Source organism: Senimuribacter intestinalis, from assembly GCF_943192965.1.
GTDB classification, from domain to species: Bacteria; Bacillota; Clostridia; order Peptostreptococcales; family Anaerovoracaceae; genus Senimuribacter; species Senimuribacter intestinalis.
Genome location: NZ_CALPCF010000013.1, coordinates 44,297 through 64,380, shown reverse-complemented (window position 1 = coordinate 64,380; position 20,084 = coordinate 44,297). Strand labels below are relative to the sequence as shown.

At 44.3% G+C, this 20,084-nt stretch carries 13 protein-coding genes and 1 other annotated feature; of the genes, 10 read left to right on the top strand and 3 right to left on the bottom strand.

The window, feature by feature from the left end; all coding sequences use genetic code 11:
* The first annotated feature begins 8 nt into the window (after positions 1 to 8).
* The 9 genes from NFR88_RS11505 to NFR88_RS11465 all read left to right on the top strand — a co-directional run bounded on the left by NFR88_RS11505 (position 9) and on the right by NFR88_RS11465 (position 16,805).
* Positions 9 to 9,191, top strand: coding sequence for a MuF-C-terminal domain-containing protein (locus tag NFR88_RS11505; protein ID WP_251616090.1), 9,183 nt, complete (start codon positions 9 to 11; stop codon positions 9,189 to 9,191).
* 116 nt (positions 9,192 to 9,307) lie between these two features.
* Entirely contained in the window at positions 9,308 to 11,650 is a 2,343-nt protein-coding gene (locus NFR88_RS11500; RefSeq protein WP_251616089.1) for a collagen-like protein, read from the top strand.
* 14 nt (positions 11,651 to 11,664) lie between these two features.
* The gene (locus NFR88_RS11495) at positions 11,665 to 12,774 is read left to right on the top strand and encodes a WD40/YVTN/BNR-like repeat-containing protein (protein ID WP_251616088.1); all 1,110 of its coding nucleotides are present in this window, start codon (positions 11,665 to 11,667) and stop codon (positions 12,772 to 12,774) included.
* An 82-nt stretch (positions 12,775 to 12,856) separates the two neighbouring features.
* Positions 12,857 to 13,129, top strand: a complete 273-nt coding sequence (locus NFR88_RS11490; RefSeq protein WP_160202472.1) for a hypothetical protein — start codon at positions 12,857 to 12,859, stop codon at positions 13,127 to 13,129.
* Between the two features lie 11 nt (positions 13,130 to 13,140).
* A complete protein-coding gene (locus tag NFR88_RS11485) occupies positions 13,141 to 13,335 on the top strand; it encodes a holin (RefSeq protein WP_371874467.1) in 195 nt (64 codons plus the stop codon).
* 2 nt (positions 13,336 to 13,337) lie between these two features.
* Positions 13,338 to 13,910 (top strand): N-acetylmuramoyl-L-alanine amidase, encoded by a 573-nt coding sequence (locus tag NFR88_RS11480; protein ID WP_251616086.1) that lies wholly within the window; start codon positions 13,338 to 13,340, stop codon positions 13,908 to 13,910.
* 487 nt (positions 13,911 to 14,397) lie between these two features.
* Positions 14,398 to 15,186 (top strand): ABC transporter ATP-binding protein, encoded by a 789-nt coding sequence (locus NFR88_RS11475; RefSeq protein ID WP_251616084.1) that lies wholly within the window; start codon positions 14,398 to 14,400, stop codon positions 15,184 to 15,186.
* Between the two features lie 12 nt (positions 15,187 to 15,198).
* The gene (locus NFR88_RS11470) at positions 15,199 to 16,002 is read left to right on the top strand and encodes an ABC transporter permease (RefSeq protein WP_251616082.1); all 804 of its coding nucleotides are present in this window, start codon (positions 15,199 to 15,201) and stop codon (positions 16,000 to 16,002) included.
* Positions 16,003 to 16,007: 5 nt separating this feature from the next.
* On the top strand, positions 16,008 to 16,805 hold the full coding sequence (locus tag NFR88_RS11465) for an ABC transporter permease (protein WP_251616079.1): 798 nt from the start codon (positions 16,008 to 16,010) through the stop codon (positions 16,803 to 16,805).
* A gap of 82 nt (positions 16,806 to 16,887) precedes the next feature.
* On the opposite strand, the gene trpS is transcribed toward NFR88_RS11465, so the two are convergent.
* The 3 genes from trpS to NFR88_RS15095 are packed head-to-tail and all read right to left on the bottom strand — an operon-like array spanning position 16,888 to position 18,605.
* The gene (gene trpS / locus NFR88_RS11460; protein WP_251616077.1) at positions 16,888 to 17,868 is read right to left on the bottom strand and encodes a tryptophan--tRNA ligase; all 981 of its coding nucleotides are present in this window, start codon (positions 17,866 to 17,868) and stop codon (positions 16,888 to 16,890) included.
* Between the two features lie 36 nt (positions 17,869 to 17,904).
* Positions 17,905 to 18,426 (bottom strand): phenylacetate--CoA ligase family protein, encoded by a 522-nt coding sequence (locus NFR88_RS11455; protein WP_465250587.1) that lies wholly within the window; start codon positions 18,424 to 18,426, stop codon positions 17,905 to 17,907.
* A 50-nt stretch (positions 18,427 to 18,476) separates the two neighbouring features.
* On the bottom strand, positions 18,477 to 18,605 hold the full coding sequence (locus tag NFR88_RS15095) for a hypothetical protein (RefSeq protein ID WP_285813876.1): 129 nt from the start codon (positions 18,603 to 18,605) through the stop codon (positions 18,477 to 18,479).
* Between the two features lie 73 nt (positions 18,606 to 18,678).
* Positions 18,679 to 18,936: a binding site (T-box leader), on the bottom strand.
* Between the two features lie 432 nt (positions 18,937 to 19,368).
* Here NFR88_RS15095 and NFR88_RS11450 point away from each other — a divergent pair.
* Positions 19,369 to 20,031: a pentapeptide repeat-containing protein gene (locus NFR88_RS11450; protein WP_251616074.1), complete on the top strand. Its 663-nt coding sequence runs from the start codon at positions 19,369 to 19,371 to the stop codon at positions 20,029 to 20,031.
* The last annotated feature ends 53 nt before the right edge of the window (positions 20,032 to 20,084 follow it).

The window sequence follows — 20,084 nt, the reverse complement described above, 5'->3', positions numbered from 1 at the left end:
GATAAATTATGGCAATAAATTGGGATAAATCATTAAAGATTGCAAGAGAAGCGGACGAAAGAGAAAAAAAGAAGAAGCTTAGTCAAGCAAGTTCTTCATCTGGCAGTAAGAGGACCTCGCAGTCGAGTTATAAACAGGTAAAATTTAAATCCGCAGTAGCAACCGGCGCGAAAGCCGGTGCTTCTGCGGCGAAAAGTATGCGTGAGACTGTAAAAAATACAAAGACAAGTACACCGAAGAACAGTCAGATTGATGAAAAGACGGGCAAGTTCCGAACTGATAACGCGAAGAATAAAAGGTCGCAGGAGCGGCGTAAGGGCAGCAGAGGATATTATGTTAGTCAGGGAAATAAAGAAGCAGGCGAAAAGATAGGCAATATTGTGAAAGGCACCGGCAAGCAGCTTGGAAGTCAGTACATGAACGCTGCTTCCATGATGTATGCGCCGCCGTCAAAGGGCAGAATCCGCAAGGAAATGCACGTACAGTCCAACAGGCAGCACGGCACTAACGACCGGCGCTTTGTTGGAAAAACGCCGGCTGAAATTGCGGCTTATCGTCTGAAAGCGAAGCAGGACGAAGCGAAGGTAGACAAGCAGCACCAGCAGATTAAGGCGACTGCAGACGCATCCGCTAAGGAACTGCAAACAAAGGCAAGTGCGCTGAGACAGTCTGGTGCAGAGGATCTGGAAAAAGCAAAAGAGGGCATGGGTGCACTGGGGAGAAGTGCAGTTGACGTTTCGTCTGCATTACTAATGTGGGGCGGAAATGCTGCACTTGGTGCTGTGACTGGTGCAGGTTCACTCCCTTTTATGTTTATCCAAGGTTTTGGTGATGCTTCCATGACAGCAAGAGAGGCCGGAGCAACGAAAGGACAACAGGCTTTTGTGGGTCTTGCTGCCGGCGGTGCAGCAACGGCTACTGAAAAGATTTCTTCACTGTTTGGACCATTTAAGAAAACTGTAGGCAAAGGTATATTTGATAATCCGATTGAAAAAGTGTCTTTTAAGCTTGCCAACGGCATCACGGACAAATTGGTAAAGAAAGGACTTCCGAAAAATGCGGTATACAAGGCAGTAAGGGCTACTGTAAAAGGAAGTATGGGTATGGCTGCGGAAGGTTCTGAAGAGGCAATCGAAGATTTTGTTCAACCGCTGTACGAGCGAGTCTATGATAAAGACGCTTTGAAACAGTATGGAACAAAGGAGTACTGGCAGAATGTAAGGCATGATTTTGGTATAGGCGCCGCGATGGCAGGTGTGCTTGGCGGCGGTAGTGCTGTTATGAATGGTGTCAGAAATTCTGATACAAAATCTACTGAACCGTATACAGAGAAGGAAAAGGCGCAGGCTATTCAGGCAGCGAAAGCACAGAGCGAGGAAAGCGATGCATATAAGTTTGCACAGACGCTGGAAGCGCAGCAGAAAAGTGGAAAAGAAGTTTTAGACGCGCAGATTGACGATTTGGTGCAGAAAACCGTTGCAGAAGAATACGAAAGAAACCGAACCATATTTGAAGCGCAGGAAGCCGCAGAGAAGGAACAACGCATGGTGGCGGAAAAAGCCGGAGATATTGACGGCTATCTTCCGAAGAAGGGTTTTGTTAATGATGTCTATGGCAGAAATATTCAAAACGTGGTTGCTCTTCGCGTGGACAATAACGCAAGCCGCATTGAACAAAACTTAATCAACGTGTTCCACGCCGATCCGGAGACAGCGGCGGTACAGGCAAAGTCTATCGCCAGAATTAAAACTGGTACTGCTACAGCAGAGGATTTGCGTGTGGCTTCTGTCGATAATATTCCTGCGCGTAAAGTTTTAATGCGGGAGCTGAAAATGAAACTGCCAGCTACGAACGCTGAGACAATGAAAGCCTTGACTGAGCACGAGGCTGTGATTCGTGCTGTCCAGAAACAGAGTATCTTGAAAGAAGCGCAGCAGAGCGCAAGGGCAGAACTCTTTCAGCGTTTCACGGTGGGCATGGACGATACCACGGCGGATATTTTCGCGGCAGGCATGGAGAAGGTGCAGCTTGCCGATATGCCGAAGTTCATGGAAGCTTTTGCTACATACTATGAGGGCGGCAGAGTCAATTATAACTATGACCAGATTCCAATTGCGAAAGCGTATCAGGGATATATCACCGAAGACATCAAGATGGCTGCTTATCAGGCAGGCAATCAGGTGTACCTTGCTGAACAGGAACAGGCTACGGCGATGCAGCAGCAGGTAGTGAAGGGTGAAAGAACCAGAGGCACGCTGGAACTGTCTGAGCGGAACGCAAGGAAGCTTGGCAAGGAACAGTCTAACGCTCTTCGCATGGTGGCTGATGTTACCGGAAAGAATATTGTTGTAGTGGATCAGATTGACGCAGGCTCGCGCAAAGATGTGGCAAACGGCAAGTATCAGGACGGCGTGATTTATATTTCTGCAAAATCGCAGGCACCGGTATTTGACGTGTTGAAGCATGAACTGACCCATAACCTGCAGGAGACAGCGCCGGAAGCATATCAGGAATTGAAGGATTATGTCTTCCGCAAGTTCTATGAAGCTGATAAGAATAAGTATGATGAAATGGTGCGCAGTATGGTGGAACGTTATGCGGCAAGCGGCGTAGAACTGACTCGTGCCCAGGCAGAGGACGAGCTGCTTGCTGATGCGACAGACGCATTCTTCACGGACTATGCGGCGATTTCTGAACTGGCTCTTGAGAATCGGTCTTTGGGTGAAAAGCTGCTCGATGGTATCCGGTCGCTGCTCGATACCTTCCACAGGCTCGCTACACGCTCTCACGGCGAGGATAACGCAAGCGCCAAGGGAAAGTGGCTTGAAGAGATTGACGCGCTGAAAGAGGCTGAGAGACTGTGGGTGAAGGCGCTGAATGAGAGTATTGGGGTAAAGAACGAGGGAAGCCAGGCGAAATATTCCATTAAATATGATAACATCGGGCAACCTTATGTATTGCTTGACCAAAATGTCGTCGCAAGCAAGCCGAATTCTGTAAAAATGCACAATTATATTGCGGATTTGATTGCAGAGGATATTGGAAATTTCTATCCGATTATTGAAAGCGGGCAGAAAGTATATATTGGAAAAGATTTACCTAGTGAATTCACGCAGTCTAAATATACTCGTTGGTTAATGAGGAATCGAAAAAAACTGTTGAATGTAAAAAATCAAACATCACAGGAGATTGGCGAGATTATTGAAATTGCAACAAACCGGCGATGGGAAAAGAATCTGAAGGATAAGCATAATAAAGATGCGAAGTACGGATTTTACAAATATAGTACAAGATTTGTGATATCTCATAAAAGCAATCGTGAAGCATATGAAGCTACACTTGTCATTCGTAATGATGCTGATGGTCATAAATATTTGTATGACATTACAGATATAAAAAAAGTAGACGACTTGCACTTAGCCTCCACTTTACAAGAAAGTCATGACTATACAGGGGACATAAAGTCCCAGCAAGTATCATCTACTAATGATAGTATATCCGATTCCTCACAAAAAAGCAACGAGTCTGAGAAATTTTCTTTGGAATCGAAGGAGATGAAGGCACTGAATGAGGGCGTGGGTGTGAAAACTGGACAAAGTGAAGCGAAATATTCAATTAATGAAAAATTTTACGATGAGTTCGATAGATGGATGGATACTACCACTCAAGAAGAACGGAAACAGTCAGGTGGATTTTTTAATGTTGGAACAGTTTCGGAGGCACTTAAGAGTATAGGAGTAAGAGGGGAGAAAATTAGTTTCCATAAAGCAAAGATTGCAAAGATTATGGAGGAACACCCGGAAATGTCTGCTGAGGTGATTAAAGGGATTCCGAGAATGATTGAGCAGCCCATTGTTGTTATGCAGTCTAAGACAAAGCTGAATAGTATTACGATTTTAGGTGAGCTGAAAGGTAGTAACGGAGACACGGTTATGGCTGCTATGAAGCTGGCTATGAATAAACCAAATGCGACAGTACACGAAATCGAGATTATTACCAGTGCATATAGCCGTACAAGGAAGAACATTCAAGGTTTACTTACTGAGTCAAAAATTTTGTATATTGAACCTAATAAAAATAGAACCAATGATTGGTTATCCTCACTCAGGGTACAATTCCCGTCAGACGTAACCAAATATGGTTCTATTGATAGAGTAGCATATGTAGATGAAAAAGGCAATAGCTTTTCAAAAAATAATGCAATTGCTGAGGCGTTTAAAAAGGCGGAGCAAAAAAGTAACAGTAATGGGAAACTCTCTTTAAAATCACAGGACTCAGAAAGGCGGACTTTGTCCCGAAATCAGCAGGCCTATTTCAAAGACAGCAAAGTTCGTGATGAACAGGGAAGACTTCTTGTTATGTATCATGGCACACCGGAAGCTGGATTTACGGAGTTCAGAGAAGGAACATATTTTACGCAAAATAAAGAGTATGCAGATAACTACCAAAATCCGGGAGCATCTTCTTTGCGTGTTAAAAGTTCCGCAGGGAATCCTGATACATATAAGGTGTTTTTAAACATTAAGAAGCCGTTTGATACACGGAACTCTCAGGAAAGGGCGATTTTTGAGAGTAAGTTTTATCAGAAGTGGGGGACTGGTACGCCGCTGATGGAAAGTGGTTTGCCTGATTGGACAGACGGTATGGATTTGCAGGAATTCATCGAGGAAATGGGATATGATTATGATGGGCTGATTCTTGATGAAGGTGGCACAGGAGGCTTTGGTGAAGATGTTAAGCGTCGAGGTTTGTCCTATGTTGTTTTTGATTCTTCTCAGGTGAAGAATGTGGACAATCAGAATCCGACGGATAGTCCGGATATTCGGTATCAGCTAAAGAATGGTGACATTCGCGAATTCAACATGACGAAGCACCAGGCGCTGGATAATATGAAGGCTGTGGCAAATATGAAGCCTGTAGCCGTCATGATAGGAAATGAATTTGCAAAAGGTCAGGACGATTTAATTACGCAGGTTAGCAGGTATTTTGACCAGATTGGCAACGTTGCAAAGAATCAGATTTTAGGAGATGTGGAACTTGACCGGAATGGTGTCAAATCTTCGTTAGGTCACGGTATAGGTAGGAATAAAGCAGTTGCATTTACCGCAGTGCCAAAAGTAATTGAACAAGGACAGATTATAGATGCCCAATACAAATGGAAAGGCAGGAGTTATGATACAGTTGTTCTGGCAGCGCCAATCAGTATCAATAAGGTAGATTTTTACATGGGAGTTGTCGTGAATCGTAATAAACAGCTCAATGATCAAAGTTATTATCTTCACGAGGTAGGCATAATACAACAAAGCAGTGTGCCTTCCAAGACCGCGGCGACCCAGATGGGCAGTACCCGCGGAGGCAACACTGCTCCTTTAATAAGTCTACTACAGCAGCTGAACAATGTCAATAACTTGACAGTAAATGATATTGTAACTGATGTGGGACGCTTCCAGTTAAAGGATAATGAGGAAACTCCGCAGGAGAGGATTTCTTCTCTCGAAAAGGAAGTCGAGCGGTTGAAAGGTGAATTTAAACGCTCCAAGATTGCTGTGCCGGATCCAAAGCAGACCGGGCGTGAAGTGACAAAGCTGATGGACGCATACATCGGAAAGAGACTTCCTGTAGTGCATCAGAGCATTATGGAGGATATGAAAAAGCTGTTCGCTGAAATGAGAAAACCTGATGGTAACTGGAATTTGGTTGATGACCTTTGCAGAAATGTGGCTGAAAAGGTTGTGAGCAATATGGAAATTCTTCACGATGAGTACTGGCAGCAGTACACTGATCTTAGAAAATCTTTAAAGAATACGACTTTAAAATTGGACGAGACATATTGGAATGATGTGGTTGACTTTGAAGACTTGAGAAAAGCCCACTTCGGAACATTGAGTCTGTCTAGGAACAAGGGTGTTTCTATTGATACGTACTATCAGGAACTGGCGGAAACTTATCCGGAGTTATTTGACGCATCGGAGTACACCAATGAGGTTGACCAGCTGTATAATATTATTGATACCGTTGAGGGCATGAGACCGTATACGGAGGATTATTCGGAAGGCGAGATTGCAGAGTTTGCGGATACCATTGCAAAGGACGTGCTGCAACTGGGATATGACCTTAGCCAAAAGGAAACTTTTGCTGACAGGGCATACAATGAAAAAATGGAAGCTATTGAAAAAGTAAAGGCTGAAAGAAATGCTTTAATGAAGGAGCAGCGTAAGCGTGCCAATGAGCGCCTTGAAAAGAAGGATCAGTTCTATAAAGATAAGATTCGTGAAATCAAGGAGAAGAACAAAGACAGGAAGGACAGGAAATACTACACCAGTCGCATTGAAGCATATTCGCAGTGGCTGTCTGATTCTCTCCTGCGTCCGACTGAAACGAAGCATATTCCGGAGAATTACAGAAAAGCTGTGGCTGAGATGCTGGAGAGCTTTGACTTTGGCACGAAACGTAAGGATAAGTACGCTGAGAAAAATGGTCCGTCGAAAAAGACGATTAAGCTGGCAGCACTGAACAAGGCATATAAAGAAATCATGGCGCAGGAGTCCAGCACGCTTGAAGCTGACGATGAGATTTCAACTTTGATTGATGACCTGAGCGTGGCTTTGGAAGGCAAGCGTTTTGAAGACCTTGAGACAGAACAGCTTGCCGGTGTGTACAGGCTTGTGAAGAATATCCGGTTTGCGATAAGCTCTGCAAATAAAACATTTTCTGATGGTTTGAAAGAGAATATCTCCGAGTATGCGCAGCAGGTAATGCATGAAACTTCAGAATTTCATTATAAGAACCGAAAAGGTACGAAACATACAATGGGCGACTTCTTCCAGTGGACGAATACGACTCCAAGAGACGCCTTTATGCTGATGGGTAAAACAATGGAAACACTGCATCAGAATATGCGTAATGGACTTGACCGCCACATCAATAATACAACGGTGGCAATGGATTTCGTGGAGAAGCTCAGGAAGCAATACCATATAAAAGACTGGATTGATGACAATGCAAGAACGCAGAAGTTTGAGGTCGGAGGTAGAACTATTGAATTAGTTCCATCTCAGGTGATGTCGCTGTATTGTCTGATGAAGCGTGAACAGGCGGTGAGCCATATTGTTGCTGGTTCCGGTATGACATCTGCACCGATTCCGGTTATTGATAAGAAATATCAGAAAATCACGAAGGCTTGGTCCCAGCGGGTTCTTGATTCTTCTCATGTAATGCCTTCTGTGGAAGAGGTGGAACATATTATCGGTACGCTGACGAAAGAGCAGAGGGAAGTTGCAGACGCGTTGCAGCAATTCATGAATGAAACCTGTGCGGATTGGGGTAACGAAACTTCTATGAAGTTGTATGGTTACAAAAAGTTTAGGGAGAAAAATTATTTTCCAATCAAGTCTTCGGACGCATTCTTAAATGAGTCCTTTGATAACAAGTCGAATCCTGCAAAGATAAAGAATGTGGGCTTCACGAAGAATACGGTTGTCAATGCAGGCAATCCAATTGTCCTTGATGATATCTTCAACGTGTTTACGCAGCATGTGAATACGATGAGTATGTACAATGCGCTGGTTCCTGCGATTACAGACTTTGAACGAGTATATAACTATAGGGCAAATGTCGACGGTAAACAGGTTGGGTCTGTGCATCAGAGTTTGGAACGAGCTTTCGGAAGAAGTGCGATTGATTATATTTCGCAGTTCATGAAAGATGTCAATCAGAATCATGTGAAAAACCGCGACCATGAAATGGCTAATAAGCTGGTGGCTAACTACAAGAAAGCGAAAATTGGCGCCAATCTGCGAGTGCTGGTACAACAGCCGACGGCTTTTTTCAGAGCAAATGCGGTGATGGATACGCGGTATCTTTTGGCAGCATTGCCAAGTGGAAAGTCGCTTCCGGTGCTGAATAAAGAGGCGAAACAGGAGATGCAGGAACATTGCCCGATTGCACGCTGGAAGTCGTGGGGGTTTTATAACACAGACGTTGCTAGAGATATGCGGGATATCTTTTTGGACAAGAAGAATATCGCAGATAAATTGTTCATGGATATGTATGGTAATGCTGATGATTTGACCTGGTCGATTATCTGGCGTGCCGTGAAGAAAGAGGTTGAAGCAACAAAACCAGATCTTAAGGAAGGTAGTGAGGCTTACTGGAATGCGGTTAGTGAAAGATTTTCTTATGTAGTGGACAGAACGCAGGTTGTTGACTCGGTATTTCACCGTTCGCAAATTATGAGAAAGACCGATTTGTTCAGCAAGACGGCAACCTCTTTCATGGCTGAGCCGACAAAGACCTGGAATATGTTGAGAACTGAATATGTTTTGGCAAGAAGAGATTGGGATGCAGGAAATAAGAAGGCGGCAGTGAAGCGCGGCTCCAGAGTTCTGACAACGCATCTTGTTACCGCAGCGATGACTGGTGCAGCGGCTGCACTGATTGATGCACTTCGCGGCGGCGGTGAAGATGATGACGATAAGGAATTCTTTGAAAAATGGCTATCTTATGCCGGACAGGGTTTTCTTGATAATGCAAATCCTGCGGGGTTACTTCCGGGCGTGAGAGACGTTCTATCTTTAGCACAAGGGTATGACGTATCTCGAATGGATATGGCTGGTTTTGCAGACTTAGTAAACTCTTTACAGTATTGGAAATCGGATACGGCAACAACATATTTTGCTTTAAAGAAAACAGTAGGCGGAATTGCCAGCTTGACGGGTCTTCCTGTGGGGAGCTTATGGCGTGATGTTGAGTCTATTGCGAGGGAAACTGCAAAGCTGTTTGTTCCTGAGGAGAAAGTAGAATTTGTTATGAAGCAGCTCCGGTATAATATGAAAGATAGCCGGAACCGGTCTAAGTTTGCAAAAGTTTATGCGAAAGCAGATGAAAATGGCAACTCGGAAACTGCCAAGGAAATCAGACAGGCTATGCTTGGTTCCGGTGCGGATTCTAAAAAGTGGGATTCATCGGTGAAGACGCAGCGGCAGAATGTGATTGCTGGACAGGCTGCAAGCCTTTTGAATAAGGGGGATGAAGTAGAAGCGAAGAAACTGATAGGAAGCTACTGTATGAAATATGATTGGAAGTTTGAAAAGGTCTGGGCAAAGGTGCTTGAAGAATCTGCTAAGCGAAAATCGACATTTCAAAAGGCATATGACGATACAATCGGGAAACTGATTCGAGGCGAAGCGTAAAGGTCGGGAGGCGAAATAGCCTCCTCTTTGCGTTATAGTAGAGAAAAAGAAAAACGAAGGGAGATTCCGATATGGTGAATATACATTTTCAGGTAAATGGACAACACCTCCGGTGCTTGGAGAAGAAGATTATCGCCTCAGGCAGTAAGAACTATTTGAATGCGGTGTTTTCATTTTCTCCTGATTGGGAGGGTTTGTGCAAGACTGCTGTGTTTACTCGAAATGGGGTGAAGAAACAAAAAATCCTTGTGGAGGACCAGTGCGTGATTCCGTGGGAGGTACTGCAGCAGGGCGGATTTGTGCTGTCGCTTGTGGGTATGCGAGATGAGGGCGTGGTAACGACTGATGAGATGCGCTTTGATTTGCGTACTGTGGATATTCCAGTGCTTGTAAGCAATGGATATGTGGCGGGCAAGACTGTAGAATCGCCGACACAGGATGTTTACGAACAGGTAATAGATATGCTGATTAATGCAGCAGATCGTGCAGATAAGGCGCTTGCTGAATCTATAGAGACGGTGCGGCGAGATGATGGCGACCATTTGATTGTTATTACGAAGTCAGGAAAACAATTTGACTTTGGAAACATCAAGGGCGATAAGGGTGAACCGTTTGTCTATGAGGACTTCACTGCAGAGCAGCTCGAACTTTTGCGAGGACCAAAGGGTGAAACTGGTGAGGTCGGACCGCAAGGCGAGCGTGGCGAAAAGGGTGAACGAGGGGAGCAAGGTCTTCAGGGTATCCAAGGTGTTCGTGGAGAAACTGGTCCTCGTGGACTGCAGGGTGAGCGCGGTCCTAAAGGTGACACTGGAGAAACTGGCGCACAAGGCCCCATTGGTCTTACTGGGCCCAAAGGTGACAAAGGAGATAAAGGGGATCAGGGCGAAATCGGACCGCAGGGTATCCAGGGTGAACAGGGAATTCAAGGTGAAGTCGGACCAGTAGGACCGCAAGGCGAGCAAGGTCTTCAAGGCATTCAGGGACCCAAAGGAGATAAGGGCGACAGGGGCTTGCAGGGAATCCAGGGTGAAACTGGACCGCAGGGTCCGAAGGGGGATACTGGTCTGGGATTCAAGGTAAGTGGGTATTTTTCGACTGTGGCAGAGCTTGAAGCGCAGATAACACCTTTTGAAGGCGCTGCATATGGCGTGGGTGCTGCGGAACCGTATGATATTTATATTTATGATGCGGTTGGGCAGGTTTGGGTGAATAATGGACCTTTGCAGGGTGCGAAAGGCGATAAGGGTGACAAAGGAGATCCGTTCACCTATACTGATTTTACGTCGGTGCAATTAGAGTCACTTCGGGGTCCACAAGGCGATAAAGGTGAGCCTGGTGATAAGGGTGAACCGGGTGTTGCCGGTGCTAAGGGCGACAAAGGCGACCCGTTCACTTATGGAGATTTCACTGCTGAGCAACTTGCAGGTTTGAAAGGTCCAAAGGGTGACAAAGGCGATAAAGGCGATGCCGGTATGACAACGACTGAGTTCGAGGCGGAGCTTTCCGGCAAGGTGGATAAAGTAACAGGAAAAGGATTATCTACCAATGACTACACTGACGCAGATAAAGCAAAGGTGCAGAGTGCGTTGCAGTCCGTTCCAAATGCAACGACAACGACGTATGGGCTTGTGAAAATGTCTGATGGTGGCGATAATTCAGAGACAAACGATGCAGTATCCCTTGGTTTTTTTGGTGAAATGTTTGATGCAATGCTGGAAATGGTAGGTAACAAAGTTGACGCAGAAGCCGGAAAAGGATTATCCACGAATGACTATACGACTGCTGAGAAAAATAAGGTGGCAAATCTTCCTGCAAACACGAATGCTGTGCTTACGGGCAAAGCAAATACGGCAGATATCCCAACAAAGGTTTCTCAGCTTAACAATGATGCAAATTACACGAATAAGCAGTATGTGGATGAAAAATTTGCAGCTGTACCGGCACCTGACATCAGTGGTCTTGTTCAGAAATCCGGTGATACTATGACTGGAATACTGGAATTCCAAACAGACAATGCCAAGATTAGTTTTGGAGAAGAACCTACAGGCGATGGTTCAAAAACTAATATATATTCGGGTAAGTACGATTTTAAAATCGAAACAAATTCCCTGAATGGTGGTATTAACTCTGGAGGTTCATTGTCATTAGGTTTAAATGGTGCTGAATTGTATGACCACACAATGGGGAGTGCGGTAGCAGCAAGACAGTTTAATGCTTTAATGGGAAGTTACACGCAAAACATGTATATTCTTCTTGATTACATGATGAGCACAATTAAAATAAATGGAAGTACTATAAAGCTTGGTAGTAATGAATCTGTTGCTTATTCTAATAGCGTTATGAAAAATCTACAATCGACTCAGAATAATGGGGCTTGTTTTAGAAATATTCAAATCAGCACAGCTGAACCTACAGTATCAGATGGACAGGACGGAGATATCTGGATTCAATATGAATAAGGAGGATGATAGGCATGAATGGAAAAATTAAAGTCGATGGTTCATGGCGAAATATCAGTTCTGCATTTGTAAAAATAGATGGCGTCTGGAAAAAAGCAAAAGACATATATACCAAGACAAACAACGAATGGAAACTCTCTAAAGAACCTGCTCCAAATGGGAGAAAGTGGACTAAAAGTAATATAGATAAAAGCAGTTTTTCATATAAAATTGTATACGGAAATGGCATGTATGTTGTTCCAAAATCTAGTGGCGGCGGATTCCTCATTTCTAGTGATGGAAAAACATGGAGCGAGAATAATGTTACCGGGAACTTTTCTGGTTTATGCTATGGGAATGGCGTATGGGTTGCCACTAGACCAAGTTATGGATTGTATTATTCCACGGATGGAGTATCATGGGTTCAAAGTAATATAACTTCTAAAAGTTATTCTGGTGTATATTATGCAAATAATTTATGGATAATGGGTGGTAACTATAATAATAAAACTGGAATCTATTATTCGACAGATGGAAAAACTTGGACAAGAAGCAATATAACCAATGATGGAATTGGATGTGTTTATTGTAAACGTAATACAAGTAAATGGATTCTTGGCGGTTGGAGTACTGGAATTTACTATTCAAATGATGGAAAAAGTTGGAGTAAAAGTAATATAACAGAAGGTTGCTATGTTACCGCTACGAAGGGTAGTAATCATTATATAATAGCCAGTAATACTGGTAATGATACGAGCACTAAAGGAATTCTATATTCTTATGATGGAAGTTCGTGGAATCAAACCAATATAAAAGAAGCAAAAGCCCGTTTTTCAAACGCTAATTATGATGGAGGAATACTTTTAATTGGTCAAGATACAGGCTCAAACCCAGGTGGTACCAGTATGTATAAATCAATCACAGGATCATACTGGAACCCGTGTGATGGTATAGCTAATACTAAAATTTATTCTTTAAATTGTAATAATGGTATTTTTATAGCAGGAACAGGAAAAGGAGTTTATTATTCAGAGAACGGAGAAACATGGACGTTAAGTGATTTATCTAAAGGTAGTAAGGTAAGTTATGGAGATAAAATCTGGGTAGCCAATTGCAGTGATGGAATATATTATTCAGAAGGATAATACACAAAGTGAAGAAGTGGCGATTACCGCAGAAATCAAATAGTAGCCAGCAGGCTAAATAGCTATAAACAAGGAGGTACATATGACAGAAATTATGACAGCAGCAATTACCGCAGCAGGATTGATTGTTGTCCAGCTGATAGTGTCCAGTAAACAGCAAAGAGCGCAGGACATTAAGGTTGATGCGGCGCTAGCTGAAGTCAGAAAAGATATCCAGCGTCTTGAGGAAAAGCAGGACAAGCATAACAATCTTATCGAGCGCACCGCAGTGCTGGAGCGAGATGTGAAAACAGTATTTAAGCGCGTAGACGAAAACAAAGCGGAAATAGCATATTTGGAACATAAAGGAAAGTAGGAGGTATGAAAATGAGTAAGACATGGCTTAAAGCAGCAGGAATCAGAGCAATTAAGACAATGGCACAGGCAGCTATTGCTATGATTGGGACAAGCGTGGTACTGTCTGATGTTAGCTGGCAGGTAGTATGCAGCGCATCGGTGTTGGCGGGTGTATTATCTATGCTGACCAGCGTGGCAGGCTTGCCGGAAGTGAAGGAGGAATAAAGATGGCAAAGAAACCAATTTTGTTTTACTTATCTGCAGGGCACGGCGGCGCAGATCCCGGCGCGGTCAGCGGTAAATTTGTAGAAGCTGACATGGCGAGAACTGTGATGGAAGCTTGCCGAAAGGAGCTGCTGGCGCATAAGGGACGCACATACAAGGTGGCATATCCTGAAAAGGACGGCAGCGGCATGTCACTTGCGGCGCACGTTGCAGACATGGCGAGGTACAAAGCGAAAGGCTACAGAGTAGTGTCCGTTGACGGACATTTTAATGCCGGTGGCGGCGATGGTGACGAAGTCTGGGTTTGGAAAGGCAGCGTAACAAAGAGCCGCCTCGGAAAGGTGCTGGCTGACCTGATTATCGCGGAACTGAAAAAGGAAGGGCAGAACACCAGAGGCGTTAAGTACACCAAAGACCTGTACTTCCTCAAAGGTGTAGGCGTGCCGGTGCTGGTGGAATACGGCTTCGTGGATAACAAGACCGACCGGAAAGGTTTTGACACGAAGAAAGAGCTAGAGGCTTACGGAAAGGCAACCGCAAGAGCGCTGATTAAGTATTGGGAGAAGTATAAATAGAAATAAATTGTCATATTTATACTTTTTGAGATATGGAATTTATGCAAGAATCTAACCGCGAAAAACAGGGCTATGACCTATCGGACCTTCACATCGACCGTGCACCCATGTTGCACCCAAGCTATATAAACGTTGAAATTTAGACAAACAGCTTGACACTCCGAATGTGAAGGCCGCAGGTTCGATTCCTGTCTGGCGCACCAAAATGGACAGCGAAAGCTGTCTGTTTTTTTTATCTGTACAGTACTTGCAGGTATTGCAAAAATTCGTGATGAATTTTCGTTACCACCGCTAACAAGCTTCACTTATCAGCTATATAAAGCTTATGGCTGGCAGGTGACTTCTGGAACAGAAGAAGAAAAGGCGCAGGCAAGATTTGTGACAGTGTTCCTTGATATTTACGAGAATAGTTTTAATTGACAGATATCACTACCCTTGGTATAATCATAATCCTACGTTTTTGTATTGAAGCAGGAAGGAGTGTGCGATGATTACTATGGAACATGTGAGCAAGACCTATCGGATTGCCCGAAGAAACGCAGGTTTGAAGGAAGCCTGCAAGGCGCTTTTTCGCAGAGAATATGAAACAGTGCATGCCCTGGATGATGTCAATTTTACTATAGCAGATGGGGAGATGGTCGGCTATATCGGCCCAAATGGAGCAGGAAAAAGTTCTACCATTAAGATTCTCAGTGGTATTTTGACGCCGGACAGTGGAAAGGTTTTGGTTGACGGTAGAGTACCGTATCGGAATCGGATTGATCATGTGCGCGAAATTGGCGTTGTTTTTGGACAGCGTTCACAGCTCTGGTGGGACGTGCCGGTTATCGATTCTTTTTCTCTGCTGAAAGATATTTATGACATTCCTGCCGCAACATACAAACAGAGTCTTGAAGAACTGACGGAACTTTTAGATCTGTCGCAGCTTTTGCGATCTCCGGTAAGGCAGCTTTCTTTGGGGCAGCGGATGCGCTGTGAGATTGCAGCCTCCCTTCTGCACAGACCTCGTATATTGTTTCTGGATGAACCGACTATCGGACTTGACGCTGTGTCAAAACTGGCGGTCAGAGATTTTATAAAACGGCAGAATAAAGAACATGGAACCACGGTGATTTTAACGACCCACGATATGCAGGACATCGAGGCCTTAGCAGGAAGGATTATTCTCATCGGCAAGGGGAAAATCCTAATGGATGGAATCCTAGCAGATATCCAAAAAGGGAATGCTAACATTGACGAAATCATTGCACAGCTGTATCACACCTATGATATTTAAGGCGGTGATAAGATGAAAAAGTATTTATCTTTTTTCAGACTGCGCTTTGTCATGGGTATGCAGTACCGTGCAGCGGCCCTGGCAGGCGTCTGTACCCAGTTCTTTTGGGGACTCATGGAAGTTATGATTTTCAGCGCTTTTTACGAGGCAGACGCTGCAGCTTTTCCCATGTCACTCTCTGCGACGATTTCCTATGTGTGGCTGCAGCAGGCGTTTCTCGCTTTTTTTGCGGTCTGGATGTTAGAAGGGGAAATCTTTGAGGCAATCAGAAAGGGAAATCTTGCCTATGAATTGGCAAGACCTGTTGACATCTATAATATGTGGTTTGCAAGAAGCGTTGCAAATCGGCTGTCGCGGGCAGTTTTGCGGTGTTTTCCTATTTTGCTGATTGCGGTATTTGTGCCTGCGCCTTACGGGCTGCGCATGCCAGCCAGTTTGCCGTATTTTATGTTGTTTCTGGCAGCGATGGTATTAGGACTTGCAGTGACCGTATCGGTATGTATGCTGATTTATGTTCTTGCTTTTTTTACCATATCGCCTCGAGGTGTTCGCATGGTTTTTACTTCTGCCATAGATTTTCTTGCCGGTGCAATTATTCCCATTCCGTTTTTTCCAGAGAAGTTGGCGAAGGTGCTGGAGATGCTACCTTTTGCAGCTATGCAAAACGTTCCTCTGAGGATTTACAGCGGAAGCCTTAATGGCACTGAACTGGTACAGGCTATCAGTCTTCAGATCTTTTGGCTGGTTGTAATTACCTTGATGGGAAAGATTTTGTGCAGAAAGGCAGAAAAAAGTGCCGTGGTGCAGGGAGGGTGATAACGATGAAGAAAATAAAAAAAGCAGTCAGGCTTTACGGGCATTATGTGTCCATCAGCGTGCGCTCAGCCATGCAGTACAAGGCATCATTTCTCCTTACAGCTGTGGGGCAGTTCTTGGTATCTTTTAACGTTTTTTTGGGAATCCTTTTTATGTTTAAAAGATTTTCAGCGGTGGAAGGCTTTACATACAGTCAGGTGCTTTTGTGCTTTTCTATTTTGCTGCTTGAGTTTTCTTTGGCAGAAATGGTCGCCAGAGGCTTTGATATGTTTCCAGATATGGTACGAACGGGGGAGTTTGATCGTGTTCTGGTTAGACCGCAAAGTGAAGTCTTGCAGGTGCTTGGAAGTGAATTTGAACTGACGCGTATGGGAAGGATGCTGCAGGCAGTAGTGATGTTCGTATATGGGATTTCAGCTGGTGGCGTTTCGTGGGATATTACAAAGGTTCTTACCATTATCAATATGCTTGTAGGTGGTATTGTGGTATTTTCAGCCATGTTTCTGATCTATGCGGCATTCAGCTTTTTTAGCTTGGAAGGACTGGAGTTTATGAATATTTTTATTGACGGTGCCAGAGAATACGGGAAATATCCCATGGGTGTTTACGGAAAAAAGATATTGCAGATTACGACTTTTGTGATTCCCTATGCGCTGGTGCAGTATTATCCGTTTCTCTATTTGATTGGACAGGAAACCTCGAGATTCTTTGTATTTGTGCCGCTTCTGGCATGCTGGTTTATGGCGCCGGCGTGGCTTTTATGGCGGTTTGGTGTGCGAAGCTATCAGTCCAGTGGATCGTGATATGTGGTTTGAACACAGGGTAAAGCAGCAAGAAAAAAGTTGTGCATTGAAGCGGAAAACGCCTCCTGCACAACTTTTTTTATTAAAGTCCCAGACCGAAGTTGTCTTTGACTCTCTGCATTACAGGATTTGCAATTGCCTTAGCTCTTTCTGCGCCATCTTTTAGGATTTCAATCAGTTCCTCTGAATAACGGATTTCTTCGTATCTGGCTTTAATCGGTGCTAAAGCATCGACCACGATTTCCACCAGGTCTTTCTTGAAATCACCGTAACCTTTGCCTTCGTAGGTCTTTTCGATTTCGTCTAAAGCTTTGCCGGACAGTACAGAATAGATGTTCATCAGATTGCTGATGCCAGGCTTTGTTTCTGGATCAAAGCGCACTACGCCTTCTGAGTCAGTGGTCGCTTTCATGATGGATTTCTTGATTTTAGCAGGATCATCCAGCAGGGAAATTCTGCTGTGAACATTTTCTGCGGATTTGCTCATCTTCTGGGTCGGATCGTCCAGTGCCATGATGCGGGCGCCTTCTTTCATGTAGCGACCTTCCGGTACGACGAAGGTTTTTTTCTTGGTATTGTTGATTCTGATGGCGATATCGCGAGTTAGTTCAATGTGCTGCTTCTGGTCATTGCCTACAGGCACGACGTCAACATCGTAGAGCAGGATATCGGCAGCCATCAGGAGCGGGTAGGTGAAAAGCCCTGCCGGTGCGGATTCCTTGTTCTTGCTTTTTGCCTTAAACTGTGTCATGCGGGAAAGTTCGCCGGTATAGGAATTGCAGGTCAGAACCCATGATAACTCCGCATGTCCAGAAACATCGGACTGCACGAAAATGATGGATTTTTTTGGATCGATGCCGACTGCGATATAAAGCGCGGCAACGTCCAGGATATGTTCTTTCAGTTCCTTTGGATCCTGCGGAACGGTAATTGCGTGCATGTCCACGATGCAGTAAATACATTCATGATCGTCCTGCAATTCAACAAATTGACGCAGAGCGCCCAGATAGTTGCCAAGGTGAATGTTGCCGGTCGGCTGTACGCCGGAAAATACTCGTTTCATGTTATAAACCTCCGTTTTATTCATGTGTATGGAATATTAGTTATTTCTGTAGTCAAAAATTCTCTTCGTCTTTTTTTCGCTGCGCGGCAGGCTGCCTACAGCAACGGCCTTTAGCTCGATCGCCAGTCCGACCTTTGTCTTAAAGGCAGAACCAATGGAGCTTTCAGCGGCGGCAGTATCAATTCCTTCTTCTGTTTCAACAGAGAGGGTGAGGACATCTTTGCCGTTTATGTGGTCGATGGAAATCTGGTATTCGCTGCTGACGCCATGGATGTCCCGCAGGATATCTTCTACCTGACCGGGATAAATATTGACGCCCTTGACTTTTACCATATCATCACTTCTTCCTATTATACGGTCAATTCTCGGAAATTTCAAGCCGCAGCTGCAGCTTTCCGGTACAATTCTTGAAAGATCGTGGGTTCTGTAGCGAATCAGCGGTGCGCCTTCTTTGCGAAGAGTAGTGATGACGATTTCACCGGTTTCGCCGTCAGGTACGTTCTTGCCAGTCTGTGGATCAATGATTTCGATGTAGAGATAATCGTCCCAGTAGTGCATAGGGGTTTCTCTGCTGCAGTTGATGCCGATTCCCGGACCGTAAATTTCGGTCAGTCCATAAATGTCATAATGTCAATGTCGATGTCCTTATATTTTTTCTGATAGAGATTGCCGGAAAAAGTGGTTACGCAGCGGAGCTGCTGTTTCATCAAATTAAACTGTGTGTCATTCATTTTCATGTTTTGTACCTCATCTTTCTTCGTGTTTTGGAAGGGGAGAAAGACTTTTGACAAACAAAAAAGCTTTCGCCCCGATAGGGACAAAAGCTGCAGCTTCTGCGATACCACCCTAATTCGCTTATCCTCACGGATAGGCGCACTCTGAACATACTACCATATGTCCTTCGATATAACGGTCGAACCCGTCTTCCATACTACGCCTAAGTGATAAAGGCGATTCAGGTTGCCCTCCCAAGTCCATTCACACGACATGCATATCACTGCAATCTCACCACCTGCAGTTCTCTGTAGACAGCTTCTGCCTGCTACTACTCTCGGTCAACGGTTTATTTTTTATAAAATTTGTTATAGAAAATACTAACACAAAGATGAAGTCTCGTCAAGGGAATTTCTCCTTTTTTCTCGGCAGCCGTATTCAGCAGCATCGTGCCATAAAAAATTACATAAATATAGCGTACCATAGCTATGGTGCTGGATCGCTACGCTTATTTGATATGTGTTCTTTGGCAGGAAGGCGGTACGATAAGGAAGACAGGGGAGGGGAATTGTGGTATAATGAACGCAAACAATGAAACCGGCGTTGCCGCAAGGAAGCGTTCATTGAATCATGACTTCCAATTCTACTTTCAAAGGAAACGTCATGGTATAATGAACGCAAAGAATGAAACCGGCGTTGCCGCAAGGAAGCGTTCATTGGATCATGACTTCCGATTCTATTTTCAGCGGAATCATCGTGGTATAATGAACGCAAAGGAGTTTACCAATGACACAGAAAAAATCATCAAATATCTATTTGCTTCAGCTGCCCAGTGCTGACAGCGATCTCTATTCTTGCGCATGGAGGTGCAGGCAGGAGGAGCAGGACATAGAGCAGGTTCGGTTCAGTGGCGAGCATATTGAAGAAGAGGATTTTAGCGGACTGAATTTCGATACCGTAATTTTTGAAAATTGTACGCTGATTCGATGTCGCTTTAAGGGGGCAGACTTTAAAACTGCTCTGTTCAAAAATTGCCAGCTGCCGGGATGCAGCTTTACGGGAAGCTGGTTTAACAGCACTGAGTTTGATAATTGCCAGCTTGTGGGCACGGACTTCAGTCAGTGCAGCATCAGCAACACCTTTTTTACAGACTGTGCTATGGCGATGGCGAATTTTACAGAGACAAAGCTGGAGCAGTGCACCATTGCTACATGTGATTTGACCGATGCATTTTTTGCAAACTGTAAATTAAAAAAACTACAGATGGATAAGAATCAATGCATTGGAACGGAGTTTTTTAAAACGAAACTAAAGGATGTTGATTTTACTACATGTATTTTGGAGGGAATCAGGGTATCTAGTGAAAATGGTGAGCTGAAAGGCGCAAAGGTGAATTTTTTTCAGGCTGCGGAACTGGCGAAGATGCTGGGAATTGTCATAAAAGAGTAGCGCGAAGCGTTTGACACCGTCTCTGGAACGTGCTATTCTATTATATAGAAGAA

Bases quoted from the DNA above. Each gene is read 5' to 3' on its own strand.
- NFR88_RS11505 (WP_251616090.1), top strand. From the start codon at position 9: ATGGCAATAAATTGGGATAAATCATTAAAGATTGCAAGAGAAGCGGAC.
- NFR88_RS11495 (WP_251616088.1), top strand. From the start codon at position 11,665: ATGAATGGAAAAATTAAAGTCGATGGTTCATGGCGAAATATCAGTTCT.
- NFR88_RS11490 (WP_160202472.1), top strand. From the start codon at position 12,857: ATGACAGAAATTATGACAGCAGCAATTACCGCAGCAGGATTGATTGTT.
- NFR88_RS11485 (WP_371874467.1), top strand. From the start codon at position 13,141: ATGAGTAAGACATGGCTTAAAGCAGCAGGAATCAGAGCAATTAAGACA.
- NFR88_RS11480 (WP_251616086.1), top strand. From the start codon at position 13,338: ATGGCAAAGAAACCAATTTTGTTTTACTTATCTGCAGGGCACGGCGGC.
- NFR88_RS11475 (WP_251616084.1), top strand. From the start codon at position 14,398: ATGATTACTATGGAACATGTGAGCAAGACCTATCGGATTGCCCGAAGA.
- NFR88_RS11470 (WP_251616082.1), top strand. From the start codon at position 15,199: ATGAAAAAGTATTTATCTTTTTTCAGACTGCGCTTTGTCATGGGTATG.
- NFR88_RS11465 (WP_251616079.1), top strand. From the start codon at position 16,008: ATGAAGAAAATAAAAAAAGCAGTCAGGCTTTACGGGCATTATGTGTCC.
- trpS (WP_251616077.1), bottom strand. From the start codon at position 17,868: ATGAAACGAGTATTTTCCGGCGTACAGCCGACCGGCAACATTCACCTT.
- NFR88_RS11455 (WP_465250587.1), bottom strand. From the start codon at position 18,426: ATGCACTACTGGGACGATTATCTCTACATCGAAATCATTGATCCACAG.
- NFR88_RS15095 (WP_285813876.1), bottom strand. From the start codon at position 18,605: ATGAAAATGAATGACACACAGTTTAATTTGATGAAACAGCAGCTCCGC.
- NFR88_RS11450 (WP_251616074.1), top strand. From the start codon at position 19,369: ATGACACAGAAAAAATCATCAAATATCTATTTGCTTCAGCTGCCCAGT.